Raw genomic sequence first — 16,347 nt, 5'->3', positions numbered from 1 at the left:
GGACCTTCTTACCGAAAGGCGGCGGACACACTAGAAACCCTTCTGGGTTATCGCGTCATCAGCCATGAAGCCATTCGCCAACACCTGTTAAACGTAGAAGCCATCCCAAAAGAGCGACAACCACTAACCCAACCAGTTTTGTTTGTCGAAGTGGACGGGCTGTATCTGAAACGACAAGAAAAAGGGAGAAAGGGGAAAGAAGAGAAAATAGCAGCCGTCCATCAAGGCTGGGAAGTCAACGGAAAACGAGTACATCTGAAGGATAAGCGTCATTACATCCATCGGGGAAAGGAGCCATTTTGGGAGGGATTTGAGACCTTTCTCATGGAAACGTATGACTATGATCCCATGGTGCATCGTCTTGTCATAAATGGGGATGGGGCACCCTGGATTACGGCGTGCCGAGATTACTTTAAGGACCGTGCTTTCTTCTCCATAGATCGATTTCATGTCGCGAGGGATATTCGGAGCATATTTCGCGATCACCCCCGCTATCGGAAGATAAGGAAAGCCCTTGCTGCCTACGATGGAAAGAAACTCATTTTAGAATTGAACAGTGCCGTAGGAACACTGGATACCGAGGCAAAAGAGAAGCGTTTGGAAGAACTCATTAAGCAACTGGAGCAGTATCCCGAAGCGTTGGGAGACTATAGAAAATGGCTCATGGAGAGGGGGGTGGATACGGCGGGAATGCGCCCCATGGGGAGTGCAGAAGCCACCATGAGTGTATTTGCAAAGCGCCTAAAGAATGGGAGGAGCTGGGTGGATAAAGGGGCAAGTGCCATGATGACAGCTATGGTGGCTTTCATTGACAAACTAGCCCTCAAAACGTTATTTGGAAGAGTAGAGAAATGGTCAGTACCGAAAGAAAGTAAACCCCCAAAGTATTATGTGGAAAAGGTTACCAGCACCATAGGTGAAGCTACCAGGGACAACCTCTTGTATCTAAAGCAGAAAATCCATATTCCGATTCATCAAGCTTTAAAGGCGTTGAAAGGTTTTTAAAAAAGATAAATGACTCGAACAAGGAGCACCCTAAAGCATTGAATGCGCTTACAAAATAATGGGAGGAAAATTTCTCCCACAAATACTTGACTCAAACCTCTAAGTACAGCAGAATGAAGTAAAATGGTACGAGGGGGTGAGTTTTTATGAAAAAATTTGTTGCATGTGCTAAAGAGAATTCAATCTGGGTTTACGTTGGTGCGGCAGTTACGGCGTTTATCCTGTTCCTGAAATAGGTAAGATGTTTTTAATATTATGACGGTTCGACAAATTTAATCGCTTCTCAAGGGTGTTTTTTCACCCAAAGATCTTACGAGCCGACCACTTGATGAGTCGCGTATCGGTCAGCGACATACCTGCGTACCGACCATTTATTCGTCGCATGTCGGTCAGCGACAAACTTACCTTACCCATCATTATAACCAAAAACTGGACAGTTTCAAATGGATGCCGACAAAGCCTAATCAGGGGTTGTCCAAGGTTCGAGAACGCAACAATTTTTGAACCAGCGGGAGTAGCAATTCATGTGCGGATGAGATGAGCTTTCTGTTTAATCCATCATAGTTGCCTTGTCTCATTTGAAGATAAATCACTTCTATGCACGCCAGTATACCATGAGCAACATTATCGTCTATTAACCTCGGGCCACTGACGTTTTGCATAGCCGACTGCAACCTGGATGACTGATTCAATTGGGTACGAAAATCTGTGAGATCAGCGTCGCATAGCACCTGAATAAGTTCCAGCAACCTTTTTTCGTGCTGATTTTCATACCGCTCCAGCAACGCTTCCACATATTTTTCTAAAACATGATCATCCCAGCGGGGACACAGCTCTTCAAAGAACAATGCCGCCAAAGTGCGAAAATGATGCGGCACGTCTACCCTTGTTGACGCTTGGATGGCTTGAAACTCGGCGGATGATTGGGGTTCGAAAAACAAAGACTTGACTTTGCCTATTTGGTCATTCATCATCTTGCCATCAATCGTCGGCACTGGCGGATAGCCCCACAAAACATCGCCGCCCTTATCCAATTCAAAATGTTCCACACGGCAATTCACCCCGAACAGGGAAAACAGCCTAAGAAAAAAGACGGTCAGGTCTTCTGCAATCAGGAAATTTTTGTTTTGATCTTCACTGCAAATTGTTCCCGTAACCACGACTGTATTGTCCCGTTCCCCAACCGAGCAATTGACATTACGGACGTAACGACTATGAACAGTATCAATCGGCCGAAAATCAGACACAAGTTTAATGCCCGAGATAATCAGCTTAAATTTGGTTTGAACCCAGTCCACGAAAAGCCCCTTCCCATTCCTTTAAAATGTTTATGTGGTTGAAATAAGGTTTCCAATCATTCTATAATATAATTTATGATAACGCTTTTACATTTGTCATCACACAAATCCTATGAAAAAAGCACCTCCGCCCAACAGAGTCGGTCAGGTGCTTTCAGTATTTTTCTGGAGTAATTTATTTTTTACAAACTTCAGTAACCGTAATATAACCAAGGACAATCCATATTCATCGAACAATTGGCAATGGGAATCCATTCTTCTAGAAACTAGGACGAATTAATTATGTCATGCTCCAACACCATGAACAAATTGATTGACCTCTGGGACAAAATAATATCCGTATTTTTTAAGCTCATTTTTCATTTCTTCCGCATCCAGAAACATATCATCCGCCAGTTCTTCCAATGTATTAAAACGACCTTGTTTCAACTCTGTATTTATAAATTTAACCCTTTTTTCAACGGGAAACCGATAGAACTGATGGCCGTACATCAAACCCCTCCTGTTTTTTATGATGTATACTATCTTTTTAGAATGAGGGGCTTATATTGAATACTCCGTTTTGGTTCGATGATGTCCGAGCTTTATCACACTAAATGAATGAAATCATGCTGAAGGACAGAAAGGTGGATTTGATGGAAAAAGACCACTTGGAGAGCGATTCAAACAAGAAAAGAGGGGTTATCCCTCAATTAAAGGCGGAGGACGTACAAAGCAATTGGGAATCCATCATGGATCAAGTCCAAAACCTCTATCCAATTATCATAGAACGAAGAAAGCAAAATGAATCTCGCACCTTTCTGTTAAATGAAAAACTGGTGCAACAGTTGCTTCAGAGCTATTCATTCACAATGGTGGCATTTCCTGAAGAAGATGATTCAATCACAGTCGGTGTGGACGAACTTGAACTATACGCAAACGGCAAAAATAAAGAAACGGCGGTGGAAAATCTAATAGAGGACATATTTGAATACGCAATAGATTTTTTTGGTCATCCTGAGCGTTATCTTAAGGCTCCGAACCGCCGTCATCATTTTTCTTACCTGTTAAAGGTGTTAATGTGCAAAAATAGCGATCAGATCAAGCAAATGCTCATGGGAGAAGCAAAGTAACACCGCGAACGTCTGAGAAAAAACCTGGGAGAGGATAGTATGTGCAACGGCAAGGAAGAAAAAAACAACATTGCAAAACCAATCGGCTATAAAAAACCTGATTTCTCAAAAATGTCCAAAGAAGACCGCATGCGGTTCATCCGTGAACAAACAAACCGCATTTGTGACCGAAACGATGAAGCTTTAAGGAGGCTTAGCAAAAATTGAACATTGCGTATAGTTATTTTTTGCTTCTGAGTAAATCTCTCTAACCTCTTGGTCAGTGAATTTACCCAGTTCAATGAGCTCACGTATCCATTCGCTCGATTTATTATGTCTTATTGCTAAAATCAACTTTTGACGAATATCCGATCTCACCGTTGCTACGCCTTCTGCAAACTGCTTATACATTTTTCTTTGGACGGCATCCAAATTTTTCAATTCACATATTTCTTCGATTTCTTTTTCCGATAAATTTCCAAACTTGATGAGTATTTTAAAAAGCCTTTCAAATCCATCTTCGTTGGTAGCGTCCATAAGTTCCTCACGTATTCTCGCTGTCAGTGACGCAATGCCCTCCGCAAATCCTTCTGCAAATTTAAAGTTCATTTCTTGACGTATAATATTCATACCTTATACCCATATCTTTGGAAACTGTTTCATCCCTTTTTCCCAAACTTGTTGTCATACATGTTTCGATCCGCTTCCTCGAATAATCGCTCCATGTTTCCTTTGGACGAGCGGGAAAAAGCGTAGCCATAGGACATCTTCATCGGCCAATCCCTGTTATTGTAGCCATTGATGGCTTCATCCATTTTTTCAACCAGCTTTTTCACTTCCGATAATTCCATTTCGATGACCAGGATGGCAAACTCGTCGCCGCCAATTCTCGAAACAAGCACTTTTTCCGACTGAAAATTCATCAGTATTTTGGCGGCTTCCTTGATAAGCCGATCCCCTTCCCTGTGCCCGAAGTGATCATTCACCGTTTTCAGTTCGTCCAGGTCGCATAGGATGATCGCCATAGGAACGTCTACTTCATCGTCGTATCGTTTCATCATCCTCTCAAAAAAATTCCTGCTAAAAGCCCCCGTCAAAGCGTCATGCGAGATCCGATACTCCAGATCTTTTTGAAGCTGGATCCACTCATCGATGTTTCGGAGAATGCCATGCATCGCAATCAGCTCTCCGTTTTCGTAAACTGGCGTGGCCAGCTCTTCAAACCACCGTTCTCGTCCATTTTCATCCAGCCAACATTGAATGATGGGCTTGTCATAGTCGAAATCCCCGCTCCATTTTTTCTGGATGATGTCACGGAAATCAGGGTGCAAACGGCGGTAAAAGTATTCGGGTTGCTCATAGCATTGTTTTACTGAGCCTGGACCGAAATACTGTTCCAAAGCCGCATTGACAAACAACACTTGCGGCTTTGGCTTGACAAGGCAGTAATAAATGATGTCTTTCGATTGCATCACGACCTCTTTAAACTTCGATGTTTCGAAATGATGTTCGGCAGTTTCTTTATCCATTTCCTGAACCTCCTGAATTCGGAAGGGTTGCAAATATCGACCCTTCGTCACATATTGTTTCGAATATCGCACTGTTTTCTTCCAAAGCTCATTCATCTCTTGCTGTAAATCCACTTTCATGAACGGTCGGTTCGTTGGCCCTGTCACCTTGGCATTCCTTTCTCACTCTGTCGGTTTCTGCTGTTCTCCCGCCATGTCTTCGAGACCGATCACTTTCTCCACGATTTGCTCAATCACCACTTTGCCGCCTTCCTGCCTGTAACCGACAATAAGCCGTTCTCCACCAAGAATGGCAAAGGGCTCACCGTCTTCCAGGTCATGCAGTTGATCCTTGACCGTTTGCTTGATTTTTTCTCTCAGCTCTTCAGATACCTGAATATTAAAAACGATCATTTCCCTTTCCCTCCCAATCCACCATGTTCAAGCCCTAAAACAGCAACGACTTGAAAAAAGAGCCAATCACAATGCTAGCACAAAGCATGAGAAAACACGCCAACATTTCCATGCAGACATCTTGAAGCCAATGTTTATCCTGCAGATTCTCCATCATCTTTTTCATTTGCAATCACTCCTTCCAGACCTCATTCTGTTTCAAAGAAAACACAATTAAAAACGCCCAGTCTTTCGACTGAGCGTTGGTTTGGAATTTTATGGTTTTTGTAAAAAATGAACAATTTCATTTTAACTTCTTTCCTTTTTCCAAACATCCAATGGGATGAGATCATCATAACAAATTCTTGCCGCTTTCTCAATGAAAATCGAATCAAGTTGCCTAAGCAATTCCATTGGAGCATGTTCCTTGCGAATGCCCGCTTTTCTGAGCACTTTCCATTCCTGCAATGGTTCGCCTTGCCGTTTCAACTCCTCAATAGCCCACTGAATTTTTCGCCATCGAAACTGTTCTTCACTTTCAACCATTTGCTCCAGATATTGTTTGGTTTCGGGCAGGCGATCCAAATGTTTCTCCAGTAAAGGTCTGACACCAGCAATTGCCCCGATTCTGCTCACTGTCAATCTTTTGGGCTTTCCGTTGGATTCAAGAATTTGACTTGCGGCATGCTGAATTTTCGCCAGCACTTCAAGATCGCGTTGATTCCAATCGACCCGAACGTTCCTGGTCTTCTTATTGTTGGTTTCAGGGGAATGCTTATCGAGCCAAATCCGATCATTTCGATACAAACGGGCGTACAGTGCAGGATTCAGTTTCCGAAGCTCGGTTTTGGATAAATTCGGATGCTGTTGTTGAAGGGACAGCCACTCGATTCGATCCCGTTCCCGTTGTGAATTTCGCCGTCCATCCTTTACTTCCTTTCCCCTGATATGCTTCTTAACGGTCTTGGGATCCGCATGAAGCCGCCGCCCAATTTCTCGCAAACTGAATCCTTCGTTAGCCAACCGCAGGCATTCGCGTTCCCATGTCTCCCCATATTGTTTCACTCTGGATATTTTGTTCGGATCTCTATCTCCAGCTCTTCTTGTATAAACAAAACCACAGGAACAAGAAAATGTCCCAATCACCTCCCTGGTCTTTTCACATGTGCTAAGAACCAAATCTGTGACAACCGCTTGTTGATAATGCTCCGCCGCAGGATTCAAGCAAACCCACGGTCCATCCCCAAACGGCTTGCACTGCTCATCCTGATAAAACATTTCATCAAGCGTGACACCCAAAAAATTCATCAAAAGCAGATGCCGCAAAGGATGAAAGGATTTCCGATGCTTTCTGGCCATCATCGCCAGCCAATTGCTTTCTCCCCGCAAGCTGGACTGTAATCGTTCCAAAAACTCCTTTCTGTAGTATTGAACAAAATCCCGTTGAAGCATTGCTTGATCCACTTTCCCGCTGACAAGGGAAGCATAATGCTTTTGCCGAAGCCTGGCTTCATAATGCCTCTGAAACCAATCGAGCGGCCGATGAGGAAAACGTTGCGTGAGCAAGGCTTCAATGCCGTTGCCTATGGAACGGTAATGCGAAAGCAGTTCCGAATCCGTTATGTACGCAACCTGATCCAAAGGACAAACTTCTTCCGTCGGTTCCGCAAACACATGTTTGTTCATTTGCCACAGGGCAACCTTGCTGTTGTTCAGCCACGTTCCATGTTTGACGCACACATCCCAGCCAGGAATGTGATGCATGCGATGCCAATACAATTCACCGTACCGCTTCAAATCCTCCTGAAAACAAAGGGGGCAGTAGCGAAAGGTTGGCGAGGTGCGAATCGAACTCGCCATGACTCCCGCCTGGGCATAAATCCGTTTGCCGCTTCCGCTGACCATCGCCTCCAAAACCGATCTTGCTTGCTTCGGAGGAAGAAAAGCGGAATAAAAAGGATACATCGTGTGATCCATGACCAATCGTTCCGCCGTTATTTTGGAACCGACGGGAAGCCGAGCGACCAATGCCCCGATATGGGACGGCAAATCCACGGAAGCCAGGACGTTGTTCTTGCCGAACAAATCCTGAAGCAGGTTCTTGGGACTTGAATCTCCTGTCAGCTTGCGATAACGGGCACAGACGGAATACAGGAGTTCATCGGGATAGGGGGCAGGAAAAAATACGAGCACTCGCCTTCACCCCGCACACCACTTGTCGATTCGGATCACGCCTGCCTGTTTCAGAGCATCATAAGCGGTCATTCCCTCATCCTTGCCCTTTTTCACGATCAACCGCAAGTCACGTTCGTCTTCCGCAGGGTTTACCTTCCCGCCCTGTCTGTCCTGTTTCTTTTGAATCGATAATTGAAAAGCCGCCTTGACGACTTCATTGACATCGGAAGCACTCGGTTGCTCGGTTAACACGGCTCTCACCAGTTCCGAAGCTTGTCGTTCGGAAATCCCCAATAACTGCAGTCGAATGATGGCTTCGTCTTTCACCCGCACAATTTGTTCCTGCCTGGATTCGGTTCGTTTTCGGGTTTCCTGGATAAAAGTTTGCACATCGATTTGAATTCGCTCCCTTTGAATAAATTCTTCCACATCGGGAACGACAATGTCCTCATAATCCAGCAACTGCGTTTTTCGTCCATCCTGCAGGGCATCGAGCATGGGGCGGATGATTTTGAATTGTTCCTTCGCCACTTTGCGAATCAACTCGGCGGTGATCTTCTCTTTTCCAGCGACGATTGCCCGCACTTGCGTCATCACGAAAAGTTTCAAGGACAAATCTAGGATCCCTTGTGTCTCCTCGTACATGACATCGGACAATTCCTGTGTCAGCCCCTCCACGTGTCTCGTCCACTGGTATTGCCACAATCCTGACAGAAACAATGCCCAGTTTTCATCTTTTTTCAAACGATCCCACAGAAAACCGCCATGCCCGCTTAAGCTTCGTCGTGCCTGGCGAAATTCCGAGGTAAGCACCTTCAAACTTTTCGGTGTGCCCACCAACAGAACGGGGATTTGGGCTGAGTTGATCAGGGTCGTGAAAAAATTGAGCACTTGGGCGGAACCGCCGCTTCTGAAAAGACTGAGATGTTGAATTTCATCAACGACCAGTATGCCCGCCCCCATATTTTGCAATAATCTGGACAAAATTGGGATCATCACGTTCGTTGACCATTTCCCGTTTCCGTATCTCTCCAGATACTGCGTTCCCAAAAGCGTATCGATGGCGGAAAACAATTGCAAGCATAAAGCCTTTAGGCTCCCGTCATATGGGCCTCCAAACGAATATGCGTGACCTGGTATCTGGGAAAGTCTTGTCCCTGATACTCGGAATGAACGATCACTTGCGGGAAGAGGGCAAGGATTCGGTTCAGCGAGCTGGTTTTCCCCGAACCCGAAATGCCAATCAACGCCATGCTTTTGGCAGTCGAATGCGGCGGATATACATTGCCCCTTTGCCTGTTCTCCATTTGAGATAATCGCCTGATGACGCTCGGCGAAAACGGATTGCGTTCGACATATCCGCCCCGAATCATCGACGAAATCGCGTCATAAAGCACCAGATGTTGTTCCAAAGGTTGAAAGTATTGGGAAAGCCGTTGCGGGATCAGGTGAATGCGAAGATGCGGTTCCAACTGTCTTTCCAACGGATCCATCGGCGGGTAACTGGACAATGCTTCGATCACCTGTTCAGGCGATAAAATGTCGGGCAACGCCTCGATCCACGGATTGCCCGCAAAATCGGGAATGACCTGCTTTCGGTATGTCGCAACAACCGCTTCCGTTCCGTTTGGCAATCTAACGATCTCCATAAAACACATCCTCCTGCTTTTGTTTCAAGATTCTCAAATAGCTTCGTTCTTCCTGAACTTCCTCATCCCGCCGTTCCGAACGTTCACTTGCCGAAGATCTCACCAACGAAAAACTTTCCTGTTTTCTGTTCACTTCTTTCTCTTGCCGCCTGTTCTCCCTTATGTCCCTCAGTTTTTGGGTTTTGGACAGAGAAAGAGATTCAGCACGGGTTTTCCTCCTGGCTTCCTCGACAATCGCTTCAATTTCCGCCGCAAGCGATATCCGCTCTTTCAATTCCAGGTCTTGCGATTCCGCCTGATTCTGCTTCTCCCATGCAAGCAGATAGTTCACATCCTCCAGACTTTGATTCCGATACCGAGCCTGGGACTCCAGTAAATTGCACACATCATATTGGGTTCTGCCCAATCGCAAATAGATTTGGCTGACATTTCTCGGATCATAGGAAACAGCGACTTTAAATATGCCATGCGTACGGGCATGAACAAACCATTTCTCCTTCAACGCTGTAGGGCAACTGTAATAAATGCCTTGAAAACGGATTCCGCCAGGCGTCACCGTCGCCTCCTCCGTCGGCAACAGATTGAAACGCAAAATATCTTCCGACACCTTGCGGAGTCTTCCCGAACGGTGCTGGATGCCAAAGTTCCAAAGTTGAATGGGGATCGGCTGAACATTTTCCGCAATCTGATCAGCATCCCGCTGGTATCCTGTCAAATAATGTCGATTATTGTAGTACAACACGCATTTGATGAGGATTTGCGTGAACTCTGGGATGGTGAGAGCGGCGTTCAGCCGATAATCTTTAGCTCCCCGTTCCTGAAAGTCCTCTTGAATCGCTCCAGGCAAAAACGGTTTTACGTGCGTTTGAATGAGGTCAAAATGTTTTTCCACCACCGCTTTCCAGTCGGGGCGATACGGGGAAGTGTTTTTCACTGCAATTTGCAAATGCTCGATGATGGACAACGCCTTGTCGGAAAGCAGTTCCCCTCTGTCCGCCAGAATCGATTCGGGCAGATATACGCATGGTCAATCTTCTTCGCGGATCTCGATTCCAAATTGACGGCACCAATCCACCTTCGATTCGCACGCATTTTTCAACGCCATCATCGCTCCTTGCCAGCTTGGGCCCTCCAGCCCAACGTATAGACCTGCGATCATTCGGCTGTACCCATCCATCACCAGGTACAGCACAGGACGCCCTATGATCCTTCTTCGGTCAAACGAACTGACGAGATAAACGTCTGCTACTGTAGCGTCTATCTGATAAACCGATCCAGGACCAAACACGTCTTGCTGGGTGGAACCCAAAACAGGTCGGTACCGCTGATGGAACTTTTTCGCACTTTCCCGCAGGGAGATTTCCTTTTTCAAATCCCGCCATTTGCGAAACCAGTAACGGAATTGCGAAAAGGAAGGAATCGCCGTACCGCTTTCCATGACGGGAAGCTCGACTCCGTTGTCCAGCTTGCGATCCACAGCAAAATATTCTTTCAGCATCTGCTCATACGCCCAGCGGAGGGAGGGGCGATTGGCTTTATAGTAATACTTGTCCAAGGCAATCCGAAAAATCTTTTTGACCTCTTCGCCCACGTTCATTTCCGCATAGATGGAATCAAACCGTTTTGGTCTGCCCCGCTTCCTTGCCGCCTGACTCCGTTCTTTTCCCTTGCCGCCACGGTTGGCGAAATCGGGCAACACCTCCAGCTTGGTTTTGCCGCGGCTCCAATACCTTTTGAGGATTCTCCCGATCTGCTTTTCCGACAGCCCAAACCTCTCCGCCGCCTGGCGAACGAGCTTCGACCGTTCGGTTGAAACGAAGATTTGCGGTTCAAAATTTTTGGAAGCAATCGCCTGGACGATCTGCCAATCCGTTTCCCACTTCTCTTTTTCCTTTTCCGACAGCATGTCGGGATCCACAATGCAGGCCCACGGATCGGATTCTTCAATTCCAATCAAGCCTTGCTCGATTCCGTATCGGATTTCCTCCAGCCAACGGCTTTGGGGAAATTGGTTGCCATTGATGTCAATGACAAAGCATGCTTTTTGTTCCGCATCCATCCAAAGGATGCGTTCAAGCGGTTGTTCGCCGACATAGTTGATCACGGTATTAACGCACAGCTCCAAATCTCCTCTCCCCTCCCTGGAGCATATTGACCTTTAGCCCAAGGTCCATGGGTGTCGCAGACAGCTGAATGTCTACGTCCATGTTGACCTGGATGAGTCGGGAAGCGATCAAGTACCTGAACACCAAAAGCCCTGTGCCCGCATCCTCTTTCATCTCCCTTTCAAAGGAAGCCAGGATGGCACGGAGACTTTGGTCAGAGGACAACAGTTGCTCCTGTAGGATCGAGGCATATGTCTGGATTTGCGATATCGAAAATCCGTAATCCTGAACGTTCAAAGCAGACAATACCCATTCAATGTTGCGGCTTCGCTGATATGGAATTTCGTGCTGGGTCACAACGGCAAAATCCACCTGACAGGCTTCCCAAAACCGCCGCTGAATTTCCAACCTCTCCAAAGCTGCCTTTTTCTCCAGTTCGGCGGCATCTTTGATGGCACGGGCATACTGGATTTCTCTGCCTTCATGATCCTTTGCCGTAATCACGAACGTTGTAGTAATCACATGAGGCACTTCCGTTTTGGGATCCTTGAGCCGCTTTAAGAGCGACTCGTCCATTTGATCCACGATGGTCTCTGCATCAAGAAGCGGAAACTGTTCCTTGATATCCAGTATCGATTCATCCCATTCCAGCAGGTAAAAGTATCGAAGTTGCGTATCGGTGAGCAGATGCACCACACGGTTGCACTTTCTTGAAAACACTCGGCTTGCCCTGCCGCGACTGGGAATATCCATTACCGTCAGCCAAGGACGATAGCTTTCGCGTTCACCTTGCCCCCGACCCTCCGCCAAAAATCGTTTCAGCTTTGCTTCTGTCCAGTCTGAGCTTCTTGCCAATTGATTCGCCTCCATTGCCTGAAAAGAAAAAGTGCCAATGCGTCGCACATAGACAACAGCATCCGTTTTTTTTTGAAACGGCTCTGTGCCTGCAACGACTCATGGCACTTGCACTTTTTATATTAAAGTAAGATTGTATGGTTTCATGGGATCAGATTTGCAACCCGTCAACCGCTCTTTGCTTGTCTTCCGCACTGGAGTTCACGTAGAATCGATAAACCAGATCCACCGAACTGTGCCCTGTCAAAAGGCAAACCGTCTTGGGATCGACGCCGCTTTTGATCAGTTGGGAACAAAAGGTGTGACGAGCCGCATGCGGATTAATTTTTATCGATAACTGGGCTTTCCTGCTATATTTCTCCAAAATCTTATTGATGGCCAATCGTGTAAGAGGCCCCCGCTGTCCAATGAGCAATTTATTCGAATCCGTGTTAGGACGCACATTCAAGTATTCCTTAACTGCATTCACCGTTACGGCATTCAGATTCACTTTTCGCGACTTATTCCCTTTGCCGTTGCGAATGAGGATATAGCTGTAATTGTTCTTGCCGTTACGTTCAGTCAGAACAATGTCATCCAGTTCAATATTCACCAACTCCGAACACCTGATTCCCGTTCCAAAGAGCAAATAATATACGCAAATGTCACGCTTGTTATTTTCCGCCTCAATCGTCCTTTTCAACCGATACAAATCCGTTTTTTCCACGACTTTAATTTCTCGATCCAGCTCCGTTGTGTGTTTCAGCAAAACCTTGGACGGATTGATTTCCTCTTTGCAAACGCCTTTTTTCACCAGGAAACGCTGGTATGACATGATGCTTTTCAGTTTCCGATTGATGCTGGTCGGTTTGAGCTTCTTGTGCATATTCAGGTATTGTCTGTACTCTCGCACATCGGTTTCCGTAATGGATTCGCTCTCGTACCCCAGCGTATCCTGAAGCCATGACTGAAATTGTTTGATATCGGTTAAATAGGCTTCTACCGTGAGCCAACTCTTTCCTTCCCGCAACAATTCTTCGCGAAATTGATCCAGATACAAATTCCTCTCCCCTTCTTTGCCAGACAACAAAAAAAGTGCTGTTTCAAATGGGCAACGTTCCGCCTTTTTTTAAAGTCGAAACATCATCCACATGAAAAAGCACTTTTTCGATGGTTATGTGATTAAGGACTATTATATTGAACATATCTCCGCCTTTCAAGCGTCCTCGTCATATTTACGACATGATATAATGAGGAAAATTGCCGATAAATCTCTGGAGGAGAGAAAAAGGAAAGTGGATTTAAATGGTCTGATTTCTACGATTATCACAGCGACAGCCGCACTTGTTGCGATCATTGGCGGATTTCTGGTTAGCAGAGTAATTACTCTTGCAGGTGAAAAGCAATCTATCGAACGAAGATTACAAGAAATAGATAACGATCTAACTATCAAGAAAGAAATGCTGGAAAACATTGAGAAAGTCATTTTCGAAGAAGATATCGATGATTTTATTCAAAACCACTGCGAAGAATTGATTATTGAAGGTAAATCCCTTGAGGAAATCCTTCGTGATGATGATTCTTGCAATTTCAGCGAAGAGGATCTAAAACCATATGTTGAAGAGTTGATTACAATCAGGGATAACACCATAGAAATGATAGAAAAGTCTGAAGACCTTCCCAGTGATTTTACTGAGTTCATCAATGACAACGGGATTCAAATCGAAGGAAAGAAAAGCTGGTATGAATTAGTGTACAAAATAATAAGGAAGAATGTCCTCGGTACAGGATTCTTATATGACCTTGAACCCCCTGTATTGAGCATCATGGATGCACAGACGTATCGTGAGAAAGTAAAGTATAGGGACGAGTTAAGGAATGAAGTATATTTTCTTTCGGTAAGAAAGAATGAACAGCAAAAAATTTTGAATGATTATGTCAAACCTTATGGGTTATGGAGCGGTCTTGCGGTATTGATATATTCCTGTATTGTTGGCATAGCCTACCCCTGCATTCTCCTTCCTTATCCAGAAGAAACTTATAACGATGTAAAAACCAAATGGTTGTTAATTTCACTTTTCTTTAGTGCATTAATCGCCATTTTCATATACTTGGCTGTATCAATGCACAAACTTACACGGAGGAAACAGGATCCTAAACCTGACAAATAACTTGGCAACATAACTCTTCATTATGTGGAGAGTAAAGCTCGTATTCCCGTTCACCTTAATAATTTTGGAGGCATTTTAGAACGAAAAATCTCGCTACATAACTTAATAATGCCATTTTTATCATGGAATCTTATAAAGTATACAACTCCTCATCGCTCACCCTTTAACCTGGCAAGAAGCTCCTGTTTCTCCTTTTCCAGTTCTCGCCAATCGTGGAGATCCACCGCTTCGGGGTGGGCATCCAATTCTTGATCGGTCATGTTAGAGAACAAGAAATAAAAGGAACCACCGAATTTTTTCTCAAATTCGGCGATTTGTTTATTAACATCGTCAAGGCGTTGCTCTGCCGTCTGCTCCCTTGTTCTTTTCAATTGAGCGAGCCACTGCATTTGAAAAGCGACTTCTGGATTTTTCCACGCCTCAAGCAAAAAACGTGGGACTTTTTGATTGTGCTTTTCCCCAACCGTCTCCAGCCCACGGTCAATATATTTGTAAAGAGTGGTGCGGGAAACGCCAAGAGAATCTGCGGCGTCTGAAATATTGACCAACTCTGAGTCGTCGAAAACGTAGTGCAAGCTCCCAGTTTCAGTGGACTCATAAAACCAGGAGTCAAAAAGCAGTTTGGCTTCGATGATATCGATTCTTTGTTGAAGAATCTGTTCTATAGAAGTCAGCAGTTTCCTAAGGGATGAAACATGGGTTTTCCCGAACATGAAGTCTGGGTTCATTTTAAACTGAACCTTTGTCAGCCTAACATACTCAATTTGAGGAAATGCCTCGGGCATGATCATCGCAAAGGAGTTTAGCAAGAATGTCGCTTCTTTTTGCAAAAGAATTGCATCCCGTTCCTCAATCGCTCGACTGATGATTTCCTCTGTCAATCTAAAAATTTCCACATTCATTATCCCTTTCCCCTCACATTCCCTATTCTAATGTTAAGGTTACACTTTTTCAATTTTTGTCCACCGTCTATTATGAAGGGGGCAGGGAACCTATGTACATTGCACCCAAAAGGGTGCTTTACGATCAAAGGATTATGCCGACTGATCCAGTCGCTTGAACATCCCGACCATGATTCGGCGAAGTTCCTGGGCTTTTTCATCCAGCCGCTCGAACGTGTCTCTATCAATGTAGCCCCTTCTGAAAGCCCTTTCAATCCAATAGCGGGTCTCGTTAGCCGATCCGAATGCGATCCCCAAGTGGTACCGCTCACGCCCTGCATACTGCCCGCCATTCGATTCAGCGATGTTTGCACCGATGCTCGTGACACATCGGATGAGCTGATCCACCAGCCGATATTTTTCTTCTTGCGGGAAGCTTCTGACAATCTCGTCGATTTCGTCCTCCAGAGCAATCGCTTTTTGGTACAGCGTCAATGTTTTGAAATCTTTCATGAATAAATTCCTCACCCCCTCCGCCTCTATACTTCGGTTGGTAATGAACCTAAAATTCCTCCACATCAATCCGTACTGAATCCAAATCCTTTAACCGTTCAAGCATAAGCTCTTTCCTCGTCATCAACTCTTGATACCTGCTTTTCAGCATTTTCGACAAGCTCCTTATGACCGAGCCATAGTATATTTCCTCATCATCGAAATGGGCTTCAAATCGAGTTACTTCATGTTGCATCGAATGTTTTCGAGAATCTGGATATTTATGGACAGTGTAAAAACATATGAGTTTCCTGTCTTCCGTCAAAAACAACTCGTTGAATTCCTCTGTTTCTTCACCATTGGCATTGCCCGAATATTCAAGTGAGGAATTGATCAAAAACCCCTTTAGCAATTCTCCGTCCGATCGGTAAAAATATTCTCTTTGCTCCATTCGCGTCCCGAACATTGACGCCTTTTTAAAAATGGGTTCAAATTTCAGGACGTTTTGGGCGATTTCAAATACCTGCTCTATCATCCCTTCACCTGTTTTCTGATTCTCCCTTGTTAATCTTTTCAGTTCCGTTTCTGCAAATTGAATATCTGTCACCAGACTTCGAATTTCATTTAACATGCATTCACGTTCCTTTCGATTTGAGATTTAAACAGGGCTTCACGTTGAAATTACTTGTTCAGCCCTCCCCCTGTTTTGCCTGTCTCTGAATTCATTGTATATATTAAATACAGA

At 45.1% G+C, this 16,347-nt stretch carries 18 protein-coding genes; 3 read left to right on the top strand and 15 right to left on the bottom strand.

Annotated features, from left to right (window positions below; all coding sequences use genetic code 11):
• On the top strand, window positions 1-1,005 hold a 1,005-nt coding region (locus L1765_RS08070; protein ID WP_236406202.1), incomplete at its 5' end, for an ISLre2 family transposase.
• A 464-nt stretch (window positions 1,006-1,469) separates the two neighbouring features.
• On the opposite strand, the gene L1765_RS08065 is transcribed toward L1765_RS08070, so the two are convergent.
• Window positions 1,470-2,303 (bottom strand): hypothetical protein, encoded by an 834-nt coding sequence (locus L1765_RS08065; RefSeq protein ID WP_236406201.1) that lies wholly within the window; start codon window positions 2,301-2,303, stop codon window positions 1,470-1,472.
• Between the two features lie 285 nt (window positions 2,304-2,588).
• Window positions 2,589-2,795, bottom strand: coding sequence for a DUF4250 family protein (locus tag L1765_RS08060; RefSeq protein ID WP_236406200.1), 207 nt, complete (start codon window positions 2,793-2,795; stop codon window positions 2,589-2,591).
• A 104-nt stretch (window positions 2,796-2,899) separates the two neighbouring features.
• On the opposite strand from L1765_RS08060, the gene L1765_RS08055 reads away from it, so the two are divergent.
• Window positions 2,900-3,415, top strand: coding sequence for a hypothetical protein (locus L1765_RS08055; RefSeq protein ID WP_236406199.1), 516 nt, complete (start codon window positions 2,900-2,902; stop codon window positions 3,413-3,415).
• 183 nt (window positions 3,416-3,598) lie between these two features.
• Here L1765_RS08055 and L1765_RS08050 read toward each other — a convergent pair whose 3' ends face one another.
• From L1765_RS08050 to L1765_RS08005, 10 genes are all read right to left on the bottom strand, one after another.
• Window positions 3,599-4,024, bottom strand: a complete 426-nt coding sequence (locus L1765_RS08050) for a hypothetical protein (protein WP_236406198.1) — start codon at window positions 4,022-4,024, stop codon at window positions 3,599-3,601.
• 29 nt (window positions 4,025-4,053) lie between these two features.
• A complete protein-coding gene (locus L1765_RS08045; RefSeq protein ID WP_236406196.1) occupies window positions 4,054-4,923 on the bottom strand; it encodes a sensor domain-containing diguanylate cyclase in 870 nt (289 codons plus the stop codon).
• A 162-nt stretch (window positions 4,924-5,085) separates the two neighbouring features.
• Complete coding sequence (locus L1765_RS08040; RefSeq protein WP_236406194.1) at window positions 5,086-5,316, bottom strand: hypothetical protein; 231 nt, start codon at window positions 5,314-5,316, stop codon at window positions 5,086-5,088.
• Window positions 5,317-5,604: 288 nt separating this feature from the next.
• Entirely contained in the window at window positions 5,605-7,488 is a 1,884-nt protein-coding gene (locus L1765_RS08035) for a TnsD family transposase (RefSeq protein WP_236406193.1), read from the bottom strand.
• 6 nt (window positions 7,489-7,494) lie between these two features.
• A complete protein-coding gene (locus L1765_RS08030) occupies window positions 7,495-8,520 on the bottom strand; it encodes an AAA family ATPase (protein ID WP_236406205.1) in 1,026 nt (341 codons plus the stop codon).
• Window positions 8,521-8,561: 41 nt separating this feature from the next.
• Entirely contained in the window at window positions 8,562-9,119 is a 558-nt protein-coding gene (locus L1765_RS08025) for an ATP-binding protein (RefSeq protein ID WP_236406191.1), read from the bottom strand.
• Complete coding sequence (locus L1765_RS08020) at window positions 9,106-10,083, bottom strand: Mu transposase C-terminal domain-containing protein (protein WP_236406189.1); 978 nt, start codon at window positions 10,081-10,083, stop codon at window positions 9,106-9,108. The genes L1765_RS08025 and L1765_RS08020 overlap by 14 nt, the downstream gene beginning before the upstream one ends.
• A gap of 63 nt (window positions 10,084-10,146) precedes the next feature.
• Window positions 10,147-11,244 carry a hypothetical protein gene (locus tag L1765_RS08015; protein ID WP_236406188.1) on the bottom strand — a complete coding sequence of 366 codons (1,098 nt, stop codon included), beginning with the start codon at window positions 11,242-11,244 and terminating at the stop codon, window positions 10,147-10,149.
• A complete protein-coding gene (locus tag L1765_RS08010; RefSeq protein ID WP_236406187.1) occupies window positions 11,228-12,079 on the bottom strand; it encodes a TnsA endonuclease C-terminal domain-containing protein in 852 nt (283 codons plus the stop codon). The genes L1765_RS08015 and L1765_RS08010 overlap by 17 nt, the downstream gene beginning before the upstream one ends.
• A 151-nt stretch (window positions 12,080-12,230) precedes the next feature.
• The gene (locus tag L1765_RS08005; protein ID WP_236406186.1) at window positions 12,231-13,148 is read right to left on the bottom strand and encodes a tyrosine-type recombinase/integrase; all 918 of its coding nucleotides are present in this window, start codon (window positions 13,146-13,148) and stop codon (window positions 12,231-12,233) included.
• A gap of 160 nt (window positions 13,149-13,308) precedes the next feature.
• Between L1765_RS08005 and L1765_RS08000 the strand changes: the two genes are divergently transcribed.
• Window positions 13,309-14,229, top strand: coding sequence for a hypothetical protein (locus L1765_RS08000; RefSeq protein WP_236406185.1), 921 nt, complete (start codon window positions 13,309-13,311; stop codon window positions 14,227-14,229).
• Between the two features lie 149 nt (window positions 14,230-14,378).
• On the opposite strand, the gene L1765_RS07995 is transcribed toward L1765_RS08000, so the two are convergent.
• The 3 genes from L1765_RS07995 to L1765_RS07985 all read right to left on the bottom strand — a co-directional run bounded on the left by L1765_RS07995 (window position 14,379) and on the right by L1765_RS07985 (window position 16,233).
• Window positions 14,379-15,131, bottom strand: coding sequence for a helix-turn-helix domain-containing protein (locus L1765_RS07995; protein WP_236406184.1), 753 nt, complete (start codon window positions 15,129-15,131; stop codon window positions 14,379-14,381).
• Window positions 15,132-15,263: 132 nt separating this feature from the next.
• Entirely contained in the window at window positions 15,264-15,623 is a 360-nt protein-coding gene (locus L1765_RS07990; protein WP_236406183.1) for a four helix bundle protein, read from the bottom strand.
• 49 nt (window positions 15,624-15,672) lie between these two features.
• Window positions 15,673-16,233 (bottom strand): hypothetical protein, encoded by a 561-nt coding sequence (locus tag L1765_RS07985; protein WP_236406182.1) that lies wholly within the window; start codon window positions 16,231-16,233, stop codon window positions 15,673-15,675.
• Between the last annotated feature and the right edge of the window lie 114 nt (window positions 16,234-16,347).

Origin of the sequence: Microaerobacter geothermalis (assembly GCF_021608135.1) — a bacterium.
GTDB lineage: Bacteria > Bacillota > Bacilli > DSM-22679 > DSM-22679 > Microaerobacter > Microaerobacter geothermalis.
This window is presented reverse-complemented; position numbering and strand designations above follow the sequence as displayed.

Excerpts from the sequence above, each read along its gene's own strand:
- L1765_RS08060 (WP_236406200.1), bottom strand. The coding sequence starts at position 2,795 with ATGTACGGCCATCAGTTCTATCGGTTTCCCGTTGAAAAAAGGGTTAAA.
- L1765_RS08055 (WP_236406199.1), top strand. The coding sequence starts at position 2,900 with ATGAATGAAATCATGCTGAAGGACAGAAAGGTGGATTTGATGGAAAAA.
- L1765_RS08050 (WP_236406198.1), bottom strand. The coding sequence starts at position 4,024 with ATGAATATTATACGTCAAGAAATGAACTTTAAATTTGCAGAAGGATTT.
- L1765_RS08045 (WP_236406196.1), bottom strand. The coding sequence starts at position 4,923 with ATGGATAAAGAAACTGCCGAACATCATTTCGAAACATCGAAGTTTAAA.
- L1765_RS08040 (WP_236406194.1), bottom strand. The coding sequence starts at position 5,316 with ATGATCGTTTTTAATATTCAGGTATCTGAAGAGCTGAGAGAAAAAATC.
- L1765_RS08025 (WP_236406191.1), bottom strand. The coding sequence starts at position 9,119 with ATGGAGATCGTTAGATTGCCAAACGGAACGGAAGCGGTTGTTGCGACA.
- L1765_RS08000 (WP_236406185.1), top strand. The coding sequence starts at position 13,309 with ATGAGGAAAATTGCCGATAAATCTCTGGAGGAGAGAAAAAGGAAAGTG.
- L1765_RS07995 (WP_236406184.1), bottom strand. The coding sequence starts at position 15,131 with ATGAATGTGGAAATTTTTAGATTGACAGAGGAAATCATCAGTCGAGCG.
- L1765_RS07990 (WP_236406183.1), bottom strand. The coding sequence starts at position 15,623 with ATGAAAGATTTCAAAACATTGACGCTGTACCAAAAAGCGATTGCTCTG.
- L1765_RS07985 (WP_236406182.1), bottom strand. The coding sequence starts at position 16,233 with ATGTTAAATGAAATTCGAAGTCTGGTGACAGATATTCAATTTGCAGAA.